This window comes from Pseudomonas monteilii NBRC 103158 = DSM 14164 (assembly GCF_000730605.1).
Lineage (GTDB): Bacteria > Pseudomonadota > Gammaproteobacteria > Pseudomonadales > Pseudomonadaceae > Aquipseudomonas > Aquipseudomonas monteilii.
Genome location: NZ_BBIS01000028.1, coordinates 46,001 through 68,026, shown reverse-complemented (window position 1 = coordinate 68,026; position 22,026 = coordinate 46,001). Strand labels below are relative to the sequence as shown.

Below are 22,026 nucleotides of genomic sequence, written 5' to 3'. Positions count from 1 at the left end.
AACCTGCATGCGGAGCAGGACAAAAGTGCTCGCCAGTATCTTTTACGGCATGTGTTTAATCAACAATTGCGCCACTTGCACGGCATTGAGCGCGGCGCCTTTGCGCACATTGTCGGTGGTCAGCCAGAGATTGAGCTGCTGGTCTTCATCAACACCGTGACGTACACGACCAACATAGACCACGTCTTGGCCTACTGCGTCACCAACCGGGGTCGGATAATCATCACGCTCCACCCGCTCTACGCTGTCGGCTGCTTCCAGGGCCTGGTTGACCGCTTCAAGGTCGACCGGGCGACGGCTCTGCACCGCCACACTGAAGCTATCGCCGAAAAACACCGGGACTTGAACGCAGCTCACGGAAATCTTCAGCTCAGGCATGCCCAGCAGCACACGCAACTCGTTGACCAGCCGGCGTTCCAGCGCCGTGTGGCCCTGCTCGTCGGCCGCGCCAACCTGGGCCAGCAGGTTGAAAGCCACCTGGCGATCGAAGAAGCGCGGTTCCAGCGGCCGGGCATTGAGCAGCTCTGCCGTTTGACGGGCCAGCTCGCTGACGGCCTCACGGCCTTGTGCAGACACCGCCAGCGATGCCATTACCTGCACCCGCTCGATGTCCAGCAGGCCCTTGAGCGGTGCCAGCGCGACGGCCACGGCAACGGCGGCCGAGCACGGACTGACAATGCGTGCCGGCAGCGCCAGGCCAGCCAGGCGTTCGGCGTTGGCTTCAGGGACCAGGGCCAGGGCGTCGTCCAGGCCACCGGACAGGTCAATGACGGTGCAACCTGCTTGCAGTGCCTTGCCGGCAAAGCTGCGGCTGACTGCAGCACCTGTGGCGAAGAAAGCCAGCTTGACCTGGGCGAAGTCGAAGCTGTCCACCTCGCGCACCTTGAGCTTCTTGCCGGCGAACATCACGCTGCTGCCCGCCGATTCCATGCTGGCCAGCAGGTGCAAGGTAGCGACCGGGAAGTCCAGCTCTTCGAGGATCTGCACCAAGGCTTCACCGACGCTGCCGGTGGCGCCGACGACGGCGATATCCAAAGGGTGTGTCATGAAAGGATCCTTTTTGCTGAGAACGGCGGGGGCGGCACTTTACTCGGATTGTAGAGGTTTGTCTGTGATGGCCGTATTTTCGCCGGATAAGGGTCGCAATGGGTTGCGTAAGGGCTGCCTGGCGCTGCAAACCTCACCCCAGGCATAAAAAAACCCGCGCTGTCGCCAGCGCGGGTTTTTAATTACAGCAGAACGATCAACGCTCCAGCAGAATCCGCAGCATGCGGCGCAGCGGTTCTGCCGCGCCCCATAGCAGCTGGTCACCCACGGTGAACGCACCCAGGTACTGCGAACCCATGTTCAGCTTGCGCAGGCGGCCAACCGGAATGTTCAGAGTGCCGGTGACCTTGGTCGGGGTCAGTTCCTGCATGCTGATTTCACGCTGGTTCGGCACCAGCTTCACCCAAGGGTTGTGCTGGCTGATCATGCCTTCGATATCGGCCAGCGGCACGTCCTTGTTCAGCTTGATGGTCAGTGCCTGGCTGTGGCAGCGCATGGCGCCGATGCGCACGCAGATGCCGTCGACCGGGATCGGGCTCTTGAAGCGACCGAGGATCTTGTTGGTTTCGGCCTGGGCCTTCCACTCTTCGCGGCTCTGGCCGTTCGGCAGTTCCTTGTCGATCCACGGGATCAGGCTGCCAGCCAGTGGCACACCGAAGTTCTCGGTCGGGAATGCATCACCGCGCATGGTCTCGGCAACCTTGCGGTCGATATCGAGGATGGCGCTGGCCGGGTTAGCCAGGTCATCGGCCACGGCGGCGTGGGTGGCACCCATCTGCTTGATCAGCTCGCGCATGTTCTGCGCGCCGGCACCCGAGGCTGCCTGGTAGGTCATGGCGCTCATCCATTCCACCAGGCCGGCTTCGAACAGGCCGCCCAGGCCCATCAGCATCAGGCTGACGGTGCAGTTGCCGCCGATGTAGTTCTTGGTACCGGCGTCCAGCTGCTGGTCGATGACCTTGCGGTTGACCGGGTCGAGGATGATGACCGCGTCATCCTGCATGCGCAGGGACGAAGCGGCGTCGATCCAGTAACCCTGCCAGCCGGCTTCACGCAGCTTGGGGAAGACCTCGTTGGTGTAGTCGCCGCCCTGGCAGGTCAGGATCACGTCGAGGGTCTTGAGTTCTTCAATCGAATAAGCGTCCTTGAGCGGCGCTGTATCCTTGCCCACGTTCGGGCCCTGGCCGCCAACATTGGAGGTAGTGAAGAACACCGGCTCGATAAGGTCGAAGTCCTGCTCCTCCAGCATCCGCTGCATGAGCACGGAACCGACCATACCGCGCCAACCGATCAGACCTACACGTTTCATCGCAACTACACCTTTGCTAAAAGTGGGCCGCCACCGGGAATTTAGGGTGGCGGGCCAGAGAGATTACAGATTCCGCAGCGCTGCGACTACTGCGTCGCCCATTTCCTGCGTACCAACTTTGCGGCAGCCTTGCGAATGGATGTCGCCGGTGCGCAGGCCTTGGTCCAGCACCAGGCTCACGGCCTTCTCGATCGCTTCGGCGGCAGCCGACTGATTGAAGCTGTAACGCAGCATCATCGACACAGACAGGATGGTCGCCAGCGGGTTGGCAATGCCCTGGCCTGCGATGTCCGGTGCCGAGCCGTGGCACGGCTCGTACATGCCCTTGTTGTCGGCATCCAGCGACGCCGAAGGCAGCATGCCGATGGAACCGGTGAGCATGGAAGCTTCATCCGACAGAATGTCACCGAACATGTTGTCGGTCACCATCACATCGAACTGCTTGGGCGCACGCACCAGTTGCATGGCGGCGTTGTCGACGTACATGTGGCTCAGTTCCACATCCGGGTAGTCCTTGGCCACGTCTTCGACCACTTCACGCCACAGCTGGCTGGAAGCCAGTACGTTGGCTTTGTCTACCGAGCACAGCTTCTTGCCACGCACGCGGGCCATGTCGAAGCCGACACGGGCAATGCGGCGCACTTCGCTTTCGCTGTACGGCAGGGTGTCGTAGGCCTGGCGCTCGCCACCCTCCAGCTCGCGCTGGCCACGCGGGGCACCGAAGTAGATGCCGCCGGTCAGCTCACGGACGATGAGGATGTCCAGGCCCGAGACGATTTCCGGCTTCAACGACGAAGCATCGGCCAGTTGCGGGTAGAGGATGGCCGGGCGCAGGTTGGCGAACAGGCCCAGCTGCGAACGGATTTTCAGCAAGCCGCGCTCGGGGCGGATGTCGCGCTCGATCTTGTCCCACTTCGGCCCGCCCACGGCGCCCAGCAGCACGGCATCAGCCTTGCGCGCACGCTCCAGGGTTTCGTCGGCCAGCGGCACGCCGTGCTTGTCGATGGCGGCGCCACCGATCACGTCGTGCTCCAGGCTGAAGCCGAGCTGGAACTTGTCGTTGGCCAGCTCCAGCACCTTGACCGCTTCGGCCATGATTTCCGGGCCGATACCGTCACCTGGGAGAATCAGAATCTGCTTGCTCATGCTTTCCTCTATCCATTCACGCGGTGCGGCCAAACGGGCCGCACCGAAAAGTGCTTAACGCTCGGCCCACAGCACCAGCACATCGGTGCTGAACGAGCCATCGGCCTCGATCTGGTAATACTGCCGTACTTCTTCGCCCATGGCTTGCTGCAATTGGCGGATGGCCACGCGCATTGGCTCGGGGGTGCGCATGCGCTCCACCCAGCTGCCGAACTCCAGGCGCAAGGGCTGGCGGGTGTGACTGCGCACATGCAGGCCAGCCTCGCTGACCTGACGCTGCCATTCGGCGGCGGAGTAGTCGCGCACATGGCTGGTGTCACGCAGCACCTCGACCGTTTGCAGGTAGGTGTCGAGCAGCGGGCTGCCCGGCGACATCACGTCGATGAACGCCGCCACGCCACCCGGCTTGAGCACCCGGCGCACTTCGCGCAGGGCCAGGCCCAGGTCGCTCCAGTGGTGGGCCGAGTAGCGGCTGAAGACGAATTCGAACGAGGCATCGGCGAACGGCAGACGTTCGGCGACACCGCGCTCGGTGGTGATATTGGCCAGGCCGCGCTCGGCGGCGGCACTGGCGACCACGTCGAGCATGGATTGCGACAGGTCGTAGGCGACCACTTCGCTCACCAGCGGGGCAACGTGGAAACTGACATGACCGGCACCACAGCCCAGGTCCAGCACGCGGGCATTGCCCTGCCCCGCCAGCTCGGCCTGCAGCAGGGCGAATTCACTGCCCTGAGCGTGCACGGTGCTGCTGAGGTAGGCGCTGGCCTGTTCGCCGAACTGGCGCTGGACCACGTCGGTATGTTGGGTGCTAGTCATGTCTCGATCCTTTAGATTTTTGTTGCCTGTGCCGGCTATATCAATCAGGCATCCCGGAACAACCAAGGCTGCCCGGCGCGGTGCTTGCTTTCGAAGGCCTTGATCGCATCGCTGTCCTGCAGGGTCAGGCCGATGTCGTCCAGGCCGTTGAGCAGGCAGTGCTTGCGGAACGCATCGATCTCGAAGTGCAGCACCTTGCCGTCCGGGCGGGTTACCGCCTGCGCTTGCAGGTCGATGGTCAGCTGGTAGCCCGGGTTGGCTTCGACCTGCTTGAACAACTCGTCCACTTCTTCATCGCTGAGGATGATCGGCAGCAGGCCGTTCTTGAAGCTGTTATTGAAGAAGATGTCGGCAAAGCTCGGCGCGATGATGCTGCGGAAACCGTACTCGTCCAGCGCCCAAGGGGCGTGCTCACGGCTGGAGCCGCAACCGAAGTTCTCCCGCGCCAGCAGCACGCTGGCACCCTGGTAGCGTTCGTGGTTGAGCACGAACTCCTGGTTCACCGGGCGCTTGCTGTTGTCCTGGTAGGGCTGACCCACGTCCAGGTAACGCCATTCGTCGAACAGGTTAGGGCCAAAGCCGGTGCGCTTGATCGACTTCAAAAACTGCTTGGGGATGATCTGGTCGGTGTCGACGTTGGCACGGTCCAACGGCGCGACGAGGCCAGTGTGCTGGGTAAAGGCTTTCATGCTGCGCTCCCTTGGATCAACTCGCGGACATCGATGAAGTGGCCGGCTACCGCAGCAGCGGCGGCCATGGCCGGGCTGACCAGGTGGGTACGGCCACCGGCGCCCTGACGGCCTTCGAAGTTGCGGTTGGAGGTGGACGCGCAATGCTCGCCGCTCTCCAGGCGGTCCGGGTTCATTGCCAGGCACATCGAGCAGCCTGGTTCACGCCATTCGAAACCGGCTTCGAGGAAGATCTTGTCCAGGCCTTCACGCTCGGCCTGTGCCTTGACCAGGCCCGAGCCCGGCACGACGATGGCTTGCTTGACGGTCGCGGCCACCTTGCGGCCCTTGGCGATCTCCGCCGCGGCACGCAGGTCTTCGATACGCGAGTTGGTGCACGAGCCGATGAACACGCGGTCCAGCTGGATGTCGGTGATCGCCTGGTTGGCGGTCAGCCCCATGTACTTCAAGGCGCGCTCGATCGAACCACGCTTGACCAGGTCGGCTTCGGCGGCCGGGTCCGGTACGCGCTGGTCTACGGCCAACACCATCTCGGGCGAGGTGCCCCAGCTGACTTGCGGCTTGATCTGGCTGGCATCCAGCTCGACCACGGAGTCGAACACGGCGTCGTCATCCGACACCAGGTCTTTCCACGATTCGACTGCCTGCTTCCATTGCTCGCCCTTCGGCGCGTACGGGCGGCCTTCGACATAGGCAACGGTGGTGGCGTCGGTCGCTACCAGGCCCACACGGGCACCGGCTTCGATGGACATGTTGCAGATGGTCATGCGGCCTTCCATCGACAACGCGCGAATGGCGCTGCCCGCGAACTCCATGGCGTGGCCGTTGCCACCGGCGGTGCCGATCTTGCCGATCACGGCCAGCACGATGTCCTTGGCGGTTACGCCGGCCGGCAACTGGCCTTCCACGCGCACCAGCATGTTCTTCATCTTCTTGGCGACCAGGCACTGTGTGGCGAGCACGTGCTCGACCTCGGAGGTGCCGATGCCATGGGCCAGGGCACCGAAGGCGCCGTGGGTGGAGGTGTGCGAGTCACCGCAGACCACGGTCATGCCGGGCAAGGTGGCACCCTGCTCCGGGCTGATGACGTGAACGATGCCCTGGCGCTCGTCGTTCATCTTGAATTCGACGATGCCGTATTCGTCACAGTTTTCGTCGAGGGTCTGCACCTGCAGGCGCGACACCTGGTCGACGATGGCCTCGATACCGCCCTTGCGCTCTGGCGTGGTCGGCACGTTGTGGTCGGGTGTGGCGATGTTGGCGTCGATGCGCCACGGTTTGCGGTTGGCCAGGCGCAGGCCTTCGAAGGCCTGGGGCGACGTCACTTCGTGAATGATGTGGCGGTCGATGTAGATCAAGGACGAGCCGTCATCACGGCGCTTGACCTCATGGGCTTCCCAGAGTTTGTCGTAGAGCGTTTTGCCAGCCATCAGACTGTTCCTCATCAGCGTCTTTCTATGCCAAAGACCCCTTGGCTTGTACGGACGATGCTATGGGGTTAGATTGAATAACTCAAATTCATAATTTTTATCCTTTGGATAACCAAGAGGAATGCGACCCTTGGACCTGGCCAACCTCAGCGCCTTCATCGCCATTGCCGAAACCGGCAGCTTCTCCGGGGCGGCTGAACGCCTGTTCCTGACCCAACCCGCCATCAGCAAGCGCATCGCCGGGCTGGAGCAGCAGCTGGATGTGCGCCTGTTCGACCGCCTGGGCCGCGAGGTGACCCTGACCGAGGCCGGACGCGCCCTGCTGCCCCGGGCCTACCAGATCCTCAACGTCCTCGATGATACCCGACGTGCGCTGACCAATTTGTCGGGGGAAGTGAGCGGTCGCCTCACCCTGGCCACCAGCCACCACATCGGCCTGCACCGCCTGCCCCCGCTATTACGGGCGTTCACCCGCCAGTTCCCGGCCGTGGCGCTGGATATTCAGTTTCTCGATTCAGAACAGGCCTACGACGAGATTCTGCATGGCCGCGCCGAAATAGCCGTGATCACCCTGGCGCCCGAGCCGCATCACCTGGTCAAGGCGGTGCCCGTGTGGGACGACGCCCTGGATTTTGTCGCCGCCCCTGAGCACCCGCTGGCCAACAATGCGGTCGGCCTGGCCGATGTGGCACGTCACCCGGCGGTGTTCCCCGGCGGCAACACCTTTACCCACCACATCGTTCAGCGCCTGTTCGAAAGCCAGGGCCTCACGCCGAACATCGCCATGAGCACCAACTACCTGGAGACCATCAAGATGATGGTGTCGATCGGCCTGGCCTGGAGCGTGCTGCCGCGCACCATGCTCGACGAACAGGTTGCACCCATCGCTTTGCCCGGCATACAGCTGTCGCGCCAGCTAGGCTACATTTTGCACACGGAGCGTACGCTATCGAACGCGGCCAGGGCATTCATGGCCCTGCTCGACAGCCACGCGGGGCCCGCCTGACCGGCCGTCAGCCAGGTATTTCCATATCCAAGGACGCGTCATACGCCAAAGGTCTGGTACCGATGCCCAAATCAGCAAACCGCTTTTTGCGCCTACCGCGTATTCCTGCGGCCGACCCCCAGGAGTCCGAACAGGCTTGGCAGAACGCCCCACAACTGCTGGCCGCGCTGAACGGCGCCCGGTTGGGGGCATGGCTGTGGGATATTGAAAGCGGCCGTGTCAGCTGGTCACGGGGCACCCAGGCCCTGTTCGGCTTCGACCCGCAGCGCCCGCTGCCTGCTGATGTCGACTACCTCGACCTGCTGCCCGAAGAAGACCGCGCCCGCACGCGACAGGTGTTCCAGGCGGTGTTCAACGGCGAGCCGGTGGAACAGGCCATGCGTCATCGCATCCGTTGGCCGGACGGCAGCCTGCACTGGCTAGAGATCAACGGCAGCCTGACCCACGACCCGCATGGCCGGCCGCAGATGATCGGGGTAATCCGCGAAATCACCCGCCAGCGCGAGCGGGAAACCGCCCTGATCAATTCGGAAAAGCGCTTTGCCACCCTGTTCCACCTCAGCCCCAACGCCATTTTGCTCACCCGCCGCCACGACGGCATGATTTTCGAGGTCAATCAGCACTTCGAAGACATGTTCGGCTGGCCTGGCAGCCAGGTGATCGGCAAGACCAGCCTGGAGCTGGGCCTGTGGGTCAACCCCGAACAACGCCACCAGGTGATAGAGTCGACCCGTGCCAACGGCGGCCCGTTGATCATGGAGGTGCAGTTCCGCGCCACCAGCGGCAAGGTGCATGACGGCATCCTCTGCACCCAGGGCATCGAACTGGAAGGCGTGACCTTTCTGATCAGTACCTTTGTCGACACCACCGAGCGCAAGCGCGCCGAGCAGGCCCTGAAGGACAGCCAGGAGCGCCTGGACCTGGCCCTGGATTCGGCGCAGCTGGGCACCTGGGACTGGCACATCCCCAGCGGCATGCTCTACGGCTCTGCCCGCGCCGCGCAGTTGCACGGCCTACCGCCCATCCCCTTTCATGAGTCGTTCGATGCCTTTTTCGAAGGGGTACCGGAGCAGGAGCGCAACTCGATGCGCCAGGCCTACCGTAGCCTGCGCGAAGGGCCCGCCGGCAACTATCAGATCACCTACCGGGTGCAGCTGGAAAACGGCATTTCGCGCTATATCGAAAGCCGCGCACGCCTGTACCGCGACGAACAAGGCAACCCGCTGCGCATGGCCGGCACCCTGCTCGACATCACCGACCAGGTGGAGCGCGAACAGCGCCTGAGCGCCTCGGAAGAGAAGTTCGCCAGCCTGTTCCAGGTCAGCCCCGACCCGATCTGCGTCACTCGCCAGGACACCGGTCAGTTCATCGAGATCAACCCGGCGTTCACCCAGACCTTCGGCTGGGGCAGCGAGCAGGTGCTTGGTCGCACCGCGGAGGAAATCGGCCTGTGGGCCGAGTCCATCGAGCGTGCGCAACGTATCGAGCGGGTGATCCGCGAACAGGCCTTGAGCAACGTCGCCGTGGTGGTCAACCACCGCAATGGCGCCCCCCTGACGTGCGTGATTTCCAGCCGCCTGATCACCGTCGATGACCAGCCGTGCAGCGTTACCACCCTGCGCGACATTACCCAGCAGCAACGCGCCGAAGCCGCACTGAAGTCCAGCGAGGAGAAGTTCGCCAAGGCCTTCCACTCCAGCCCCGACGCCATCACCATCACGGAACGCCATAGCGGCCGCTACCTGGAAATCAACGATGGCTTCTGCCGCCTTACGGGCTACAGCGCGGCCGAGGTGGTCGGCCACACGGTGTACGAGATCGGCATCTGGGCGGACGACAAGCAGCGCAGCGCGCTGCTGGCCGAGTTACGCGAACGCGGCCGCGTGCATCACCGGGAGATGCTCGGGCGCAACAAGCGTGGCGATATCCTCACCGTGGAAGTCTCGGTCGAGCCGATCACCCTCAACGAGGTGGACTGCCTGCTGCTGACCGCCCGTGACGTCAGCCAGCTGAAAAATGCCCAGGCGCAGATTCGCCACCTGGCCTACCACGACCCGCTGACCAACCTGCCCAACCGCGCCCTGCTGATGGACCGCCTGAGCCAGCAGATCGCCCTGCTCAAGCGCCACAACCTGCGCGGCGCCCTGCTGTTCCTCGACCTCGACCACTTCAAGCACATCAACGACTCGCTGGGCCATCCGGTGGGCGACACGGTGCTGAAGATCATCACCGCCCGCCTGGAGGCCAGCGTGCGCCTGGAGGACACCGTGGCGCGGCTAGGGGGCGACGAGTTCGTGGTACTGCTCAGCGGCCTGGAAGGCAGCCGCGAACTGGTAGAGGAAAAAGTGCGCGAACTGGCCGACACCCTGCGCGAACTGCTGGCCGAGCCGATGTCGCTAGATGGCCAACGGCTGCAGGTAACGCCCAGTATCGGCGTAGCGCTGATCCCTGACCACGGCGCTACCCCGGCCGATTTGCTCAAGCGTGCCGACATTGCCCTGTACCGGGCCAAGGACTCCGGGCGTAACACCACCCAGCTGTTCCACACCACCATGCAGAAGGCCGCCAGCGAGCGCTTGCGCATGGAAAACGACCTGCGCCTGGCCTTGGCCCGTGGCGAACTGGCGCTGCACTTCCAGCCCCAGGTGGATGCCCGCGACAACCGCATCGTCGGGGCTGAAGTGCTGCTGCGCTGGCACCACCCGCAACTGGGTCAGCAACCACCAGGGCAGTTCATCCAGGTGCTGGAGGAAAGCGGCCTGATTCTGGAAGTTGGCAGCTGGATCCTCGATGAAGCGTGCGATGCTTGCGCACGCATGCTGACCGACGGGCTGATCGACGCGAATGATTTCAGCCTGTGCGTGAACATCAGCCCGCGACAGTTCCGCCAGAACGACTTTGTCGGGCGCGTGCTGCGCAGCCTGGACGACTATCGCCTGCCTCGGCACATGCTCAAGCTGGAAATCACCGAAGGCATCGTGATCCAGAACCTGGAAGACACCATCAGCAAGATGCGCGAACTCAAGCGCTTCGGGGTGAGCTTTGCCATGGATGACTTTGGCACCGGTTATTCCTCACTCACCTACCTCAAGCGCCTGCCGGTGGATGCGCTGAAGATCGACCAGACCTTCGTGCGCGACGCGCCGGTCGACCCCAACGACGCGGAAATCGTGCGGGCCATCGTCGCCATGGCCCGCAGCCTGGACCTGGCCGTGATTGCCGAGGGGGTAGAACTGACCGAACAACTGGAGTTCCTCGAACGGCTGGGCTGCCACTTGTACCAGGGATACCTGCACAGCCGGCCATTGCCGTTGCCGGAGTTTCGGCAGATGCTGCTGGAGGCGCCGGCGGGTTACTGAACCGGCCTGCGAACGCAAGAAGGGCACCCGAGGGTGCCCTTCTTCACTGCAGCGCGATCAGTTCAGCGCTGGCTTGTCGCCATTGATCGGGATGCGCTTGGCCTTGGCTTCTTCAGGCACGATGCGCAGCAGGTCGATGCTGAGCAGGCCATTGGCCAGGCCGGCGGCCTTCACTTCGATATGGTCGGCCAGGCGGAACGACAGCTTGAAGGCGCGTTGCGCGATACCTTGGTGCAGGTAGGTCACTTCAGCGGCGCCATCGTCGCGCTTGCCACCGGTCACGGTCAGGACGCCTTTTTCGACTTGCAGGTCGAGGTCCTGCTCCTGGAAACCGGCTGCGGCAACTACGATGCGATAGTGGTCGTCGCCATGCTTTTCCACGTTGTAGGGCGGGTAGCTGCTACCGGCCTCGTTACGTGCCGCAGACTCGAACAGGTCGTTGAAACGGTCGAAACCTACGGAATGGCGGAACAGGGGTGCGAGAGAGAAAGCGGTAGTCATGGTCATAAACTCCTGAGAATCAGCAAGTAAGTCATTACGCGACCCGACTTCGGCATCGCGTACTCAAGAGATATGGCCGGTGGAAATGCTTTCAAGGGGCATGTAGAAAAAATCTGATTCTTGCACTGGATCTAATGGCCTCTTCGCGCGGGTAAACCCGCGAAAGGGCCGGATCAGGCAACGCAAGCCTCGAAGAAAGCAGCCTCAACCCCCAGCAACCGGCTGATCCGCGCGCAATCATCCTCCCGCCGCAGCTCGGCAAACAGCACCACCGCCTCGGGATAACTGCGAGTCAGCATCGCCAACCACTGCTTCATCCGCCCCGGCGCATAGCGCGGCGACAGCTTGTGCTGAGCCTGGCGCCAGAACTCGCGTAGCAGCGGCAGCAGGTCATCCCAGCTCATCGGCTGATAATCGCGCCCGTCACGCGCCGCAGCAATCTGCAGACCCAGGTCGGGTCGCGACACCAGCCCACGGCCCAGCATGATGTCTTCAGCCCCACTGACCTCACGGCAACGCCGCCAGTCGTCGACAGTCCAGATCTCGCCATTGGCGAACACCGGCACCTTCACCACATCCTGCACCCGCGCCACCCACTCCCAGTGCGCTGGCGGTTTGTAGCCTTCGACCTTGGTCCGTGCATGCACCACCAGGTGCGCCGAGCCGCCTTCGGCCAGCGCCGTGGCACACTCCAGCGCACCATCAGGGCTGTCGAAGCCCAGGCGCATCTTCGACGTCACCGGGATATCGGCCGGCACGGCACGGCGCACTTCGCGCACGATGGCGTGTAGCAGTTCCGGCTCCTTGAGCAGCACGGCACCACCACGCGACTTGTTCACGGTCTTGGCCGGGCAGCCAAAGTTCAGATCGATCACCGGCGCGCCCAGTTCGCAGGCCAGCGCAGCGTTTTCCGCCAGACATACCGGGTCCGAACCCAGCAACTGCACACGCATGGGCACCCCTGCAGCCGTGCGCGCGCCCTGGCGCAGCTCGGGCGCCAGCTTGTCGAACGAAGAAGGCGGCAGCAGGCGGTCGCAAACACGAATGAACTCGGTGACGCACCAGTCGATGCCGCCCACGCGGGTCAGTACGTCGCGCAGGATGTTGTCGACCAGCCCCTCCATGGGGGCCAGGGCAATTTGCATGTCGGGGTCTCGGCGGAAAAAGCCGGCAGTCTAACAAAAATTGCCGGAGTTTCAGGCGCCGATCAGCGCCGGGCCGTAACCGTCGAGGAATTCTGCTGGCATGCGTTTGGGCTTACCGCTGGACAGCTCGATGCAAGCGAAGGTGGTTTGCGCACGCAGCAGAGTCACGCCGTCACGCGGGCGCTTGAGCTGGAAACGGCGGGTCATGCGCAGGCGCTGGTCCCAATCGATGATCCAGGTGGCCAGTTGCAGTTCATCGTCCTCGTAGGCGGCGGCCAGGTAGTCGATTTCGTGACGCACTACCGCCATGGCGCGGTCTAGCCGACGGTATTCGGCCAGGTCCAGGCCCAGGCGCTGGGAGTGGCGCCAGGCGCAGCGCTCCAGCCAGGTGACGTACACCGCGTTGTTGGCGTGGCCGAGGCCATCAATATCCTCGCTGCCCACGCGCAGGTCGATGACGAAGGGTGTTGCCAGGTCCCAGCTCATGTTCGCTTCCTTGGCGGAAAAAGTGAATTTAGCCGTGACAGGTGAAGGAATGTCCAGCCCTGCTGCCAGTCAGGCGCTTTGACGCGCCGGTGCAGCAGCGCGGGCGAGCAATTCGAGCACTGCCTCACCCAGCCGCGGGTCGGACAGTACACGCTGATGCCCACCCGCCTCCAGCAGCATCAGCCGGCTGTCGAACCACGCTTTATGGATAACCCGAGCCTCATCGGCGGCCACCAAGGCGTCATCAGCGGCATGCACCACCAGCCCCGGCAACTCCAGCTGATAACCCGTCACATCCAGCCGGGCTATCTGCATCCCCACATCCCGCTCAATCTGCCGAATGAACGCCGCCCGCGCCCGTGCTGGCAGCCCCAGGCGATGAGCAAAACCACGCAACACACCCAACAGCCGTGCCGGGGCTGCAATGCTGACAGCAGCCTCTGTACGCAGCCCCATCTGCAAGGCCAGCAGCACACTGGCACCGCCCATGGAATGGCCAATGACCGCACGCAGCGGCGGCAGCTCGGCGGCGGCCTCCAGCAGGGCCCGGGCAAACAGCACCACATTGGCCTGCTCGCCAGGCGAACGCCCATGCCCCGGCCCCTCCAGTGACACCACCGTGTGCCCGGCCCGGACCAAGGTTTCGATCAAAGCGGCAAACTGGGTCGGGCGCCCTTCCCAGCCGTGCATCAGCAGCACGGTCGGCCCATTACCCCAGCGCAGGGCCGACAAGCCGAAGCGCAGGGTAATGCGCTCGGCACTGGCCAGCACGGGCAGCTCCCAATCCCGCGGCGGCAAGTTGCGTGGCGTCATGAAGGCACGGCGCATCTTGCCCGCGACATGCTCGGGGGCCAGACGGCCCAGGGTGCCATTGACACCACGAATCCAGCTCAGGGTAGTCATTGCCATGCTCCAGGGTTAAAGCACCGCCGATTTGGCGGCGCGCAGAATGCGGTCTGACAACTCGCTGGTACCCAGAGCGCGGGCCAGGGCCAGGCCACCGACCATCAACGCCAGATCGGCCAGGGCTTTGTCGGCATCCTCGGGGCGATCGACCATGGCAGCGGTCATCAGCTCGATGTGTTCGGCCAATACCTCACGGAAGACTTCCGGCAGGCGCTGCATCTCGCCCAGCGAGTTGGGCAACGGGCAGGCATGCACCTCAGCATCGCGGTGCTTGCGCGACAGATAGAAGGCACTGGCCAGCGCCCGCCGCCCTGCCCCATCGAGGCTGGGGTCGATCTGGGCGAGCAAGGCGCGACGCTCACCCAACAGCTGGCGGAACGCTTCGAGCATCAGCTCGTCCTTGCTGTCGAAATGGGCATAGAACCCACCCACCGTCAGCCCGGCAGCCCCCATCACCTGGCTCACGCTGGGCTCGGCGGGGCCATGCTGGATCAGCGCACTGCGTGCGGCTTCCAGGATGCGTTCGCGGGTTTTGCTCTTCTTGTCGCTCATCTGAACATTCGCCGGACAAAATATGATGATTGAAATATTATTCTCATCATATTTTTTGGCAAGCAGAATTTCTCGCCGCCTGTCGGTTGCGAATTTTTCGGGAGGGAGAAAAACAAAAGGCCCATTCAATAATCGAATGAGCCTTAAAGGTCCCGCAAAACGCGGGCAAAATGGCGTCCCCTAGGGGACTCGAACCCCTGTTACCGCCGTGAAAGGGCGGTGTCCTAGGCCACTAGACGAAGGGGACGTAACCTTCGCGAAGATCCACTTGCGTGAACCCTGGCAGAAATGGTGGAGCTAAGCGGGATCGAACCGCTGACCTCCTGCATGCCATGCAGGCGCTCTCCCAGCTGAGCTATAGCCCCGAAACAAAAGACTCATCAATAAACGACGAGCCTTTTTAAGCCCTGCAAAACGCAGGAAAAGTGGCGTCCCCTAGGGGACTCGAACCCCTGTTACCGCCGTGAAAGGGCGGTGTCCTAGGCCACTAGACGAAGGGGACGTAACCTTCGTGCCGATCCGCTTACGCGAACCGCGGCAAAATTGGTGGAGCTAAGCGGGATCGAACCGCTGACCTCCTGCATGCCATGCAGGCGCTCTCCCAGCTGAGCTATAGCCCCGGATTTCTAGCCTCTCGGCCCAGCGACATCGTGAAACATCGCTTGTGCAAAACTGGCGTCCCCTAGGGGACTCGAACCCCTGTTACCGCCGTGAAAGGGCGGTGTCCTAGGCCACTAGACGAAGGGGACGAACCTTCTTACCTTCAAGACCCGGTTGCTGGACCCGGTCTTGCTCGACAGCCTTGGCTGCCAAGCGGAATTTGGTGGAGCTAAGCGGGATCGAACCGCTGACCTCCTGCATGCCATGCAGGCGCTCTCCCAGCTGAGCTATAGCCCCACAATGTCGCTCTGAACAGAATCGCTGGCTGGGCGGCTCGCGTTTCGTTTTCGTTCATCGCTGTGGACGGGGGGCATATTAAGTTCGGATTGCAGGGCTGTCAAACTAATTTTTTAAAATAATCAAAAAAATTTTCACAGATAACAATCACTTACCGCCCTGCCCTACCAAAACCTCAGCATCGAACCCTGTGGGAGCAGGTTTACCCGCGAATGCGGCAGTGCAAGCGCCATCGTATTCGCGGGTGAACCCGCTCCCACAGGTTTCAGCTACAGGCTGGGAAACGCCGTCAGGCAATCGAGGCCAACAGCTTTTCCCACTCCTTGTTTTCTTTCTTCGACACGCCACCCAGCAAGTCCAGGGCCTGACGCAGGCGGTAACGGGTCAGGTCCGGGCCAAGGATTTCCATGGCGTCCAGTACCGAAACCGAACTGGCCTGGCCAGTGATGGCGGCGAACATCAGCGGCATGGCGTCACGCAGCTTCAGTTCCAGCGCCTCGACCACGGCCTGGATGCAGCCGGTGATGCGCTCTTTTTCCCACTGGCGCAGGCTTTCGAGCTTCCACAGGATCAGCTGGATCACCTGACGCACCTGGTCGGCCGACAGCTTCTTGCTTTCGAACAGCTTGGCATCCAGCTTCAGCGCGCCTTCGAAGAAGAACCCGCCCAGCGGGGCAACCTGGCTGAAGGTTTCCACACGACCCTGCACGTGCGGGGCGATCTTCATCATGTAGTCGCTGTTGAATGCCCACTTCTGCAGGCGTGCCGCGAATTCCTCGACCGGCAGCTCGCGCAGCCACTGGCCGTTGAGCCACGACAGCTTCTCGATGTCGAAAATCGGCCCGCCCAGCGAAATACGCGACAGGTCGAAGTGCTCGACCATTTCGGCCAGCGAGAACTTCTCGCGCTCGTCCGGCATCGACCAGCCCATGCGGCCCAGGTAGTTGAGCATCGCCTCGGGCATGAAGCCCATGCGCTCGTAGAAGGTGACCGAGGTCGGGTTCTTGCGCTTGGACAGCTTGGATTTGTCCGGGTTACGCAGCAGCGGCATGTAGCACAGCTTTGGCTGTTCCCAGCCGAAGTACTCATACAGCTTGATCAGCTTGGGCGCCGACGGCAGCCACTCTTCGCCACGCAGTACGTGGGTGATGCCCATCAGGTGGTCGTCGACCACGTTGGCCAGGAAGTACGTCGGCAGGCCGTCGTTCTTCATCAGCACCTGCATGTCCATGCGGTCCCACGGGATTTCGACATCGCCGCGCAGCATGTCCGGGACCACGCACATGCCTTCGCTCGGCACCTTCATGCGGATCACATGTGGCTCGCCAGCGGCCAGGCGGCGCTGCACTTCCTCGGCGCTCAGCAGCAATGCGCGACCATCGTAGCGCGGGGTTTCGCCGCGGGCTTGCTGCTCGGCACGCATCTGGTCCAGCTCTTCAGCGGTGCAGAAGCAGTAGAAGGCGTGGCCGGCGTCGACCAGTTCCTTGGCGTACTTGGCGTAGATCTCGCCACGCTCGCTCTGCCGGTACGGACCGTGCGGGCCGCCGACGTCCGGGCCTTCGTTCCATTCGATGCCGAGCCAGCGCAGGGCGTCGAAGATCTGCTGTTCCGACTCGCGCGTGGAGCGCAGCTGGTCGGTGTCTTCGATGCGCAGGATGAACTCACCGCCGTGCTGCTTGGCAAAGCAGTAGTTGAACAGGGCGATGTAGGCAGTGCCGACATGGGGGTCGCCGGTAGGCGATGGCGCGATACGCGTGCGTACGGTGGTCATGGAAGGTCTCGAACGAAAGATGAAACAAAGGCGGGATGTTAGCAGGAGGCAGGCACCGGGCTCCAGCAATGGCGCGAACGTCACTTGTCGACAGGCCCTGTGCCGCTGTTAAATTTATTTACAATTCTGGAACGATAGTCCCCCATGCCCGCCCAACTCAAACGTCGCCTGCTGGTCTTTTTCACCCTCGTGACCCTCATCGCCCTCGCCTTCCTGGCCCACTGGTACTTCAAAAGCCGCTTCTACGAGAGCACCGACAACGCCTATGTACAGGGCGAAATCACGCGCATTTCCAGCCAGCTGGGCGCCCGCATCGACACGGTGCCGGTCGAGGACAACCAGCACGTCAACAAAGGCGACCTGCTGGTGCGCCTGGAAGCCGCCGACTTCGAGCTGGCGGTTGAGCGCGCCAATGCCGCCCTCGCCACCCGCGAAGCCGAGTACGCACAGGCGCAAAGCCGCCTGACCCAGCAAGGCAGCCTGATTGCTGCCGGCCAGGCCCAGGTGGCGGCCAACCAAGCCACTTTCGACCGTTCACGGCTAGACCTGAGCCGCGCCGAGAAGCTGCGCAAGCCTGGCTTTGTATCCGAAGAACGGGTCACCACCCTGTCGGCAGACAGCCACGTCGCCGGTTCTCAGGTCGACAAGGCCCGCGCCGACCTGCAAAGCCAGCGCCAGCAAGTCAACGCGCTGAACGCCGACCTCAAGCGCCTCGATGCGCAAATCGCCAATGCCCGCGCCGACCTGGCCCAGGCTGAGCTGAACCTGACCCGCTGCGAGATCCGCGCACCGATCAGCGGCACCATTGGCCAGCGCAATGCGCGCAATGGCCAGGTGGTGCAGGCCGGCGCCTACCTGCTGTCGATCGTGCCCGATGAAGACATCTGGGTGCAGGCCAACTTCAAGGAAACGCAGATTGGCCACATGCAGCCCGGCCAGCGCGCTGAACTGCTGTTCGACAGCTACCCCGACACGCCCATCGAAGGCCGGGTCGACAGCCTGTTCGCCGCGTCGGGCGCGCAATTCAGCCTGCTGCCGCCCGACAACGCCACCGGCAACTTCACCAAGGTGGTGCAGCGCATCCCGGTAAAACTCACCTTCCGCGCCGACAACCCGCTGCACGGGCGCATCCGCCCCGGCATGTCGGTAACCGCCACCGTCGACCTGCGCAGCGAAAACGAAGGCCACGATGGCCGGTGATCAACTGCTCAGGCCTACAGCCGAGCCAACCCGACGCGACTGGATCGCAGTGATGAGCGTGATGCTCGGCGCCTTTATGGCGGTGCTGGACATCCAGATCACCAACTCGTCGCTCAAAGACATCCAGGGCGCACTGTCGGCCACGCTGGAAGAAGGTTCATGGATTTCCACTTCGTACCTGGTAGCGGAAATCATCATGATCCCGCTAACCGCCTGGCTGGTGCAGCTGCTGTCGGCGCGGCGCCTGGCGGTGTGGGTATCTGCAGGCTTCCTGCTGTCGTCGCTGCTGTGCTCGATGGCCTGGAACCTGGAGAGCATGATCCTGTTCCGGGCCCTGCAAGGCTTTACCGGTGGCGCACTGATCCCGTTGGCCTTCACCCTTACCCTGATCAAACTGCCTGAGCACCACCGCGCCAAAGGCATGGCCATGTTTGCCATGACGGCCACCTTCGCCCCGTCCATCGGCCCCACTCTGGGCGGCTGGCTGACCGAAAACTGGGGCTGGGAGTACATCTTCTACATCAACATCCCGCCGGGGCTGGTGATGATCGCCGGCCTGCTGTACGGGCTGGAAAAGAAGGAAGCGCACTGGGAACTGCTGAAAAGCACCGATTACGCCGGCATCGTCACCCTGGGCCTGGGGCTGGGTTGCCTACAGGTGTTCCTGGAGGAAGGCCACCGCAAGGACTGGCTGGAATCGCACCTCATCGTGGGCCTGGGCAGCATCGCCCTGGTCAGCCTGATCACCTTCGTCATCCTGCAGTTTTCCAGGCCAAACCCGCTGATCAACCTGCGCATCCTGGGCAACCGTAATTTTGGCTTGTCGAGCATTGCCAGCCTGGGCATGGGCGTGGGGCTGTACGGGTCGATCTACCTGTTGCCGCTGTACCTGGCGCAGGTGCAGGGTTACAACGCCTTGCAGATCGGCGAGGTGATCATGTGGATGGGGATTCCGCAGCTGTTCCTGATTCCGCTGGTACCGCAACTGATGAAAGTGGTTTCGCCCAAGGTGCTGTGTGCGTTGGGGTTCTGCCTGTTCGGTGCGGCCAGTTTCGGCTCGGGGGTGCTCAACCCGGATTTTGCCGGGCCGCAGTTCAACCAGATCCAGATCATCCGCGCCTTGGGCCAACCGATGATCATGGTGACCATTTCGTTGATCGCCACAGCCTACATCCAGCCGCAGGATGCCGGGTCGGCTTCGAGCCTGTTCAATATCCTGCGTAATCTGGGTGGAGCGATTGGCATTGCCTTGCTGGCCACCCTGCTGGATGCGCGGACCAAGGTGTACTTCGATTACCTGCGGGAGGCGGTGGTGCCGAGCAACCCGCAGGTGGCGGAGCGGCTGGCGCAGCTGGCCGAAAGGCTGGGGAATGACAATGCGGCGCTGGGGAAGTTGAGCGAGATTACTCACCAGCAGGCGTTGATCATGGCGTACAACGATGCGTTCCACTTCGTTGGGATTGGGTTGGCGGTGAGTATGGTGGCGGTGTTGCTGACCCGGAAGTTGCCGGAAGGCTTGAAAGCCGGGGAAGCCCACTGAGGCTATTTCAGATTAAATGCGCCCCATGCGGGAGCGGGCACGCCCGCTCCCGCATGGCCGGCGACAGGCTTCAGCTGGTAATCAACCGCTCCCGCAGTTGAGTGATCTCGTCGCGCAACTGCGCCGCCGCCTCGAATTCCAGATCGCGGGCAAACTGCATCATCTTCTCTTCCAGTTGTTTGATACGCTTGGTGATCTCGCCCGGCGTACGCAGTTCGGCTTCGTAACGGGCGCTCTCCTCCGCCGCCTTGGCCATGCCCTTGCGTTTCTTGCTGCGCGCGCCAGGGACGGTGGCACCTTCCATGATGTCGGTGATGTCCTTGACCACGCCCTTGGGCACGATGCCGTTGGCTTCGTTGAACGCGATCTGCTTCTCGCGGCGGCGCTCGGTTTCGTCAATCGCCCGCTGCATCGAACCGGTGACAGTGTCGGCGTACAGGATCGCCCGGCCATTGAGGTTACGCGCAGCACGCCCGATGGTCTGGATCAGCGACCGCTCGGAACGCAGGAACCCTTCCTTGTCGGCATCGAGGATCGCCACCAGCGACACCTCCGGCATGTCCAGGCCCTCACGCAGCAGGTTGATACCGACCAGCACATCGAAAGTACCCAGCCGCAGGTCGCGGATGATTTCCACCCGCTCCACGGTATCGATGTCCGAGTGCAGGTAGCGCACCCGCACGTCATGGTCGGCCAGGTAGTCGGTCAGGTCTTCGGCCATGCGCTTGGTCAGCGTGGTGGCCAGCACCCGCTCGCCCAGGGCCACACGCTTGCGGATCTCCGACAACAGGTCATCCACCTGGGTCAGTGCCGGGCGCACCTCGACCTGCGGGTCGACGAGGCCGGTCGGGCGCACCACCTGCTCCACCACGCGCCCGGCGTGCTCAGCCTCGTAGGGGCCAGGGGTAGCGGACACAAAGATGGTTTGCGGGCTGACATTCTCCCATTCATCGAAACGCATGGGGCGGTTATCCAGCGCCGAGGGCATGCGAAAGCCGTACTCGACCAGGGTTTCCTTGCGCGAGCGGTCGCCTTTGTACATGGCGCCGACCTGCGGAACACTGACGTGGGATTCATCGATCACCAGTAGCGCATCCGGCGGCAGGTAGTCGTACAAGGTGGGCGGCGGTGCGCCGGCCGGGCGGCCAGACAGGTAGCGCGAGTAGTTCTCGATGCCGTTGCAGTAGCCCAGCTCCAGAATCATCTCCAGGTCGAAGCGGGTACGTTGTTCCAGACGCTGCGCCTCCACCAGCTTGTTGGCCTTTTGCAGGTACTCCAGGCGTTCCTTCAACTCTTCCTTGATACCCTCCACCGCCTCCAGCAGGGTTTCCCGCGGCGTGACGTAGTGGCTTTTGGGGTAGAAGGTAAAACGCGGCAACTTGCGGAAGACCTCGCCGGTGAGCGGGTCGAAGGCGGCGATATTTTCCACCTCGTCATCGAACAGCTCGATACGGATGGCCTCAAGGTCCGATTCGGCCGGGAAAATGTCGATCACATCACCACGCACGCGGAACGTGGCACGGGCAAAGTCCATTTCGTTGCGGGTGTATTGCAGATCAGCTAGCCGGCGCAGCAGCGCACGCTGGTCAAGCTTGTCACCACGGTCTACGTGCAGGACCATTTTCAGGTAGGACTCGGGGCTACCCAAACCATAGATGCACGAAACGGTGGTCACGATGATCGCATCGCGCCGCTCCAGCAGTGCCTTGGTCGCCGACAGGCGCATCTGCTCGATATGGTCGTTGATCGAGGCGTCCTTCTCGATGAAGGTGTCCGAAGACGGCACGTAGGCTTCAGGCTGGTAGTAGTCGTAGTAGGAAACGAAATACTCCACCGCATTGTTGGGGAAAAACGCCTTGAATTCGCCGTACAGCTGCGCGGCCAGGGTCTTGTTAGGCGCCAGCACCAGGGTCGGGCGCTGCACCTGCTGGATGACATTGGCAATGCTGAAGGTCTTGCCCGACCCGGTCACCCCGAGCAACGTCTGGTGCGACAGCCCCGCCTCGATGCCTTCGACCATCTGGCGAATGGCCTCGGGCTGGTCGCCGGCCGGCTGGAAACGGGTGACGAGCTGGAACTCGGACATGACGGACCTCGCGGTGCTGCAGCAACTGTAAATTTAGCCAGTAGTCTATACCCAAATGCGCCCGCCCGGGGGCGCTTTCAAGGCGTAGCTGTGAGCGCGTGTAACGGTGGACCCGGCAATTCGACCAATGGTCGAAA

17 protein-coding genes and 6 tRNA genes are annotated in these 22,026 nt (G+C 62.8%); 4 read left to right on the top strand and 19 right to left on the bottom strand.

The window, feature by feature from the left end; translation table 11 throughout:
- Positions 1–42 precede the first annotated feature (42 nt).
- The 6 genes from PM2_RS16160 to leuC form a co-directional block, all read right to left on the bottom strand.
- Positions 43–1,047, bottom strand: coding sequence for an aspartate-semialdehyde dehydrogenase (locus PM2_RS16160; protein WP_016715169.1), 1,005 nt, complete (start codon positions 1,045–1,047; stop codon positions 43–45).
- Positions 1,048–1,243: 196 nt separating this feature from the next.
- On the bottom strand, positions 1,244–2,356 hold the full coding sequence (gene asd / locus PM2_RS16155) for an aspartate-semialdehyde dehydrogenase (RefSeq protein ID WP_016715168.1): 1,113 nt from the start codon (positions 2,354–2,356) through the stop codon (positions 1,244–1,246).
- A gap of 63 nt (positions 2,357–2,419) precedes the next feature.
- Entirely contained in the window at positions 2,420–3,502 is a 1,083-nt protein-coding gene (gene leuB, locus PM2_RS16150; RefSeq protein WP_019098755.1) for a 3-isopropylmalate dehydrogenase, read from the bottom strand.
- Between the two features lie 54 nt (positions 3,503–3,556).
- Positions 3,557–4,321 (bottom strand): class I SAM-dependent methyltransferase, encoded by a 765-nt coding sequence (locus PM2_RS16145; protein WP_028699292.1) that lies wholly within the window; start codon positions 4,319–4,321, stop codon positions 3,557–3,559.
- 44 nt (positions 4,322–4,365) lie between these two features.
- Positions 4,366–5,010, bottom strand: coding sequence for a 3-isopropylmalate dehydratase small subunit (leuD, locus tag PM2_RS16140; protein WP_016715165.1), 645 nt, complete (start codon positions 5,008–5,010; stop codon positions 4,366–4,368).
- On the bottom strand, positions 5,007–6,440 hold the full coding sequence (gene leuC, locus PM2_RS16135; protein WP_028699293.1) for a 3-isopropylmalate dehydratase large subunit: 1,434 nt from the start codon (positions 6,438–6,440) through the stop codon (positions 5,007–5,009). The genes leuD and leuC overlap by 4 nt, the downstream gene beginning before the upstream one ends.
- A gap of 130 nt (positions 6,441–6,570) precedes the next feature.
- On the opposite strand from leuC, the gene PM2_RS16130 reads away from it, so the two are divergent.
- Complete coding sequence (locus PM2_RS16130) at positions 6,571–7,446, top strand: LysR family transcriptional regulator (RefSeq protein ID WP_028699294.1); 876 nt, start codon at positions 6,571–6,573, stop codon at positions 7,444–7,446.
- A 62-nt stretch (positions 7,447–7,508) separates the two neighbouring features.
- Complete coding sequence (locus tag PM2_RS16125) at positions 7,509–10,805, top strand: PAS domain S-box protein (protein ID WP_016715162.1); 3,297 nt, start codon at positions 7,509–7,511, stop codon at positions 10,803–10,805.
- A gap of 57 nt (positions 10,806–10,862) precedes the next feature.
- Here PM2_RS16125 and PM2_RS16120 read toward each other — a convergent pair whose 3' ends face one another.
- The 12 genes from PM2_RS16120 to gltX form a co-directional block, all read right to left on the bottom strand.
- A complete protein-coding gene (locus tag PM2_RS16120) occupies positions 10,863–11,306 on the bottom strand; it encodes an Hsp20 family protein (protein WP_016715161.1) in 444 nt (147 codons plus the stop codon).
- Positions 11,307–11,479: 173 nt separating this feature from the next.
- Positions 11,480–12,451 (bottom strand): tRNA dihydrouridine synthase, encoded by a 972-nt coding sequence (locus tag PM2_RS16115; RefSeq protein WP_016715160.1) that lies wholly within the window; start codon positions 12,449–12,451, stop codon positions 11,480–11,482.
- A 51-nt stretch (positions 12,452–12,502) separates the two neighbouring features.
- Entirely contained in the window at positions 12,503–12,937 is a 435-nt protein-coding gene (locus PM2_RS16110; RefSeq protein ID WP_015269427.1) for an acyl-CoA thioesterase, read from the bottom strand.
- A 69-nt stretch (positions 12,938–13,006) separates the two neighbouring features.
- Complete coding sequence (locus PM2_RS16105) at positions 13,007–13,840, bottom strand: alpha/beta hydrolase (RefSeq protein WP_016715159.1); 834 nt, start codon at positions 13,838–13,840, stop codon at positions 13,007–13,009.
- Between the two features lie 15 nt (positions 13,841–13,855).
- A complete protein-coding gene (locus PM2_RS16100) occupies positions 13,856–14,395 on the bottom strand; it encodes a TetR/AcrR family transcriptional regulator (protein ID WP_016715158.1) in 540 nt (179 codons plus the stop codon).
- Positions 14,396–14,566: 171 nt separating this feature from the next.
- Positions 14,567–14,642 (bottom strand) — tRNA-Glu (locus PM2_RS16095).
- Between the two features lie 42 nt (positions 14,643–14,684).
- Positions 14,685–14,760 (bottom strand) — tRNA-Ala (locus tag PM2_RS16090).
- Positions 14,761–14,821: 61 nt separating this feature from the next.
- Positions 14,822–14,897, bottom strand: a tRNA-Glu gene (locus PM2_RS16085).
- A gap of 42 nt (positions 14,898–14,939) precedes the next feature.
- Positions 14,940–15,015, bottom strand: a tRNA-Ala gene (locus tag PM2_RS16080).
- A gap of 53 nt (positions 15,016–15,068) precedes the next feature.
- Positions 15,069–15,144, bottom strand: a tRNA-Glu gene (locus tag PM2_RS16075).
- A 72-nt stretch (positions 15,145–15,216) separates the two neighbouring features.
- Positions 15,217–15,292: transfer RNA gene (locus tag PM2_RS16070), tRNA-Ala, on the bottom strand.
- Between the two features lie 289 nt (positions 15,293–15,581).
- The gene (gene gltX / locus PM2_RS16065; RefSeq protein ID WP_016715155.1) at positions 15,582–17,063 is read right to left on the bottom strand and encodes a glutamate--tRNA ligase; all 1,482 of its coding nucleotides are present in this window, start codon (positions 17,061–17,063) and stop codon (positions 15,582–15,584) included.
- A 144-nt stretch (positions 17,064–17,207) separates the two neighbouring features.
- Between gltX and PM2_RS16060 the strand changes: the two genes are divergently transcribed.
- The gene (locus PM2_RS16060) at positions 17,208–18,263 is read left to right on the top strand and encodes an HlyD family secretion protein (protein ID WP_028699295.1); all 1,056 of its coding nucleotides are present in this window, start codon (positions 17,208–17,210) and stop codon (positions 18,261–18,263) included.
- Positions 18,253–19,803 carry an MDR family MFS transporter gene (locus PM2_RS16055; RefSeq protein WP_016715153.1) on the top strand — a complete coding sequence of 517 codons (1,551 nt, stop codon included), beginning with the start codon at positions 18,253–18,255 and terminating at the stop codon, positions 19,801–19,803. Before PM2_RS16060 ends, PM2_RS16055 begins: the two co-directional genes overlap by 11 nt.
- A gap of 70 nt (positions 19,804–19,873) precedes the next feature.
- Here the strand turns inward: PM2_RS16055 and uvrB are convergent, their stop codons facing one another.
- Positions 19,874–21,889 carry an excinuclease ABC subunit UvrB gene (uvrB, locus tag PM2_RS16050; RefSeq protein ID WP_016715152.1) on the bottom strand — a complete coding sequence of 672 codons (2,016 nt, stop codon included), beginning with the start codon at positions 21,887–21,889 and terminating at the stop codon, positions 19,874–19,876.
- Positions 21,890–22,026: the final 137 nt, after the last annotated feature.

Excerpts from the sequence above, each read along its gene's own strand:
- asd (WP_016715168.1), bottom strand. The coding sequence starts at position 2,356 with ATGAAACGTGTAGGTCTGATCGGTTGGCGCGGTATGGTCGGTTCCGTG.
- uvrB (WP_016715152.1), bottom strand. The coding sequence starts at position 21,889 with ATGTCCGAGTTCCAGCTCGTCACCCGTTTCCAGCCGGCCGGCGACCAG.
- PM2_RS16055 (WP_016715153.1), top strand. The coding sequence starts at position 18,253 with ATGGCCGGTGATCAACTGCTCAGGCCTACAGCCGAGCCAACCCGACGC.
- PM2_RS16125 (WP_016715162.1), top strand. The coding sequence starts at position 7,509 with ATGCCCAAATCAGCAAACCGCTTTTTGCGCCTACCGCGTATTCCTGCG.
- gltX (WP_016715155.1), bottom strand. The coding sequence starts at position 17,063 with ATGACCACCGTACGCACGCGTATCGCGCCATCGCCTACCGGCGACCCC.
- leuD (WP_016715165.1), bottom strand. The coding sequence starts at position 5,010 with ATGAAAGCCTTTACCCAGCACACTGGCCTCGTCGCGCCGTTGGACCGT.
- PM2_RS16110 (WP_015269427.1), bottom strand. The coding sequence starts at position 12,937 with ATGAGCTGGGACCTGGCAACACCCTTCGTCATCGACCTGCGCGTGGGC.
- leuC (WP_028699293.1), bottom strand. The coding sequence starts at position 6,440 with ATGGCTGGCAAAACGCTCTACGACAAACTCTGGGAAGCCCATGAGGTC.
- PM2_RS16100 (WP_016715158.1), bottom strand. The coding sequence starts at position 14,395 with ATGAGCGACAAGAAGAGCAAAACCCGCGAACGCATCCTGGAAGCCGCA.
- PM2_RS16105 (WP_016715159.1), bottom strand. The coding sequence starts at position 13,840 with ATGACTACCCTGAGCTGGATTCGTGGTGTCAATGGCACCCTGGGCCGT.
- PM2_RS16145 (WP_028699292.1), bottom strand. The coding sequence starts at position 4,321 with ATGACTAGCACCCAACATACCGACGTGGTCCAGCGCCAGTTCGGCGAA.
- PM2_RS16060 (WP_028699295.1), top strand. The coding sequence starts at position 17,208 with ATGCCCGCCCAACTCAAACGTCGCCTGCTGGTCTTTTTCACCCTCGTG.
- leuB (WP_019098755.1), bottom strand. The coding sequence starts at position 3,502 with ATGAGCAAGCAGATTCTGATTCTCCCAGGTGACGGTATCGGCCCGGAA.
- PM2_RS16115 (WP_016715160.1), bottom strand. The coding sequence starts at position 12,451 with ATGCAAATTGCCCTGGCCCCCATGGAGGGGCTGGTCGACAACATCCTG.
- PM2_RS16120 (WP_016715161.1), bottom strand. The coding sequence starts at position 11,306 with ATGACTACCGCTTTCTCTCTCGCACCCCTGTTCCGCCATTCCGTAGGT.
- PM2_RS16160 (WP_016715169.1), bottom strand. The coding sequence starts at position 1,047 with ATGACACACCCTTTGGATATCGCCGTCGTCGGCGCCACCGGCAGCGTC.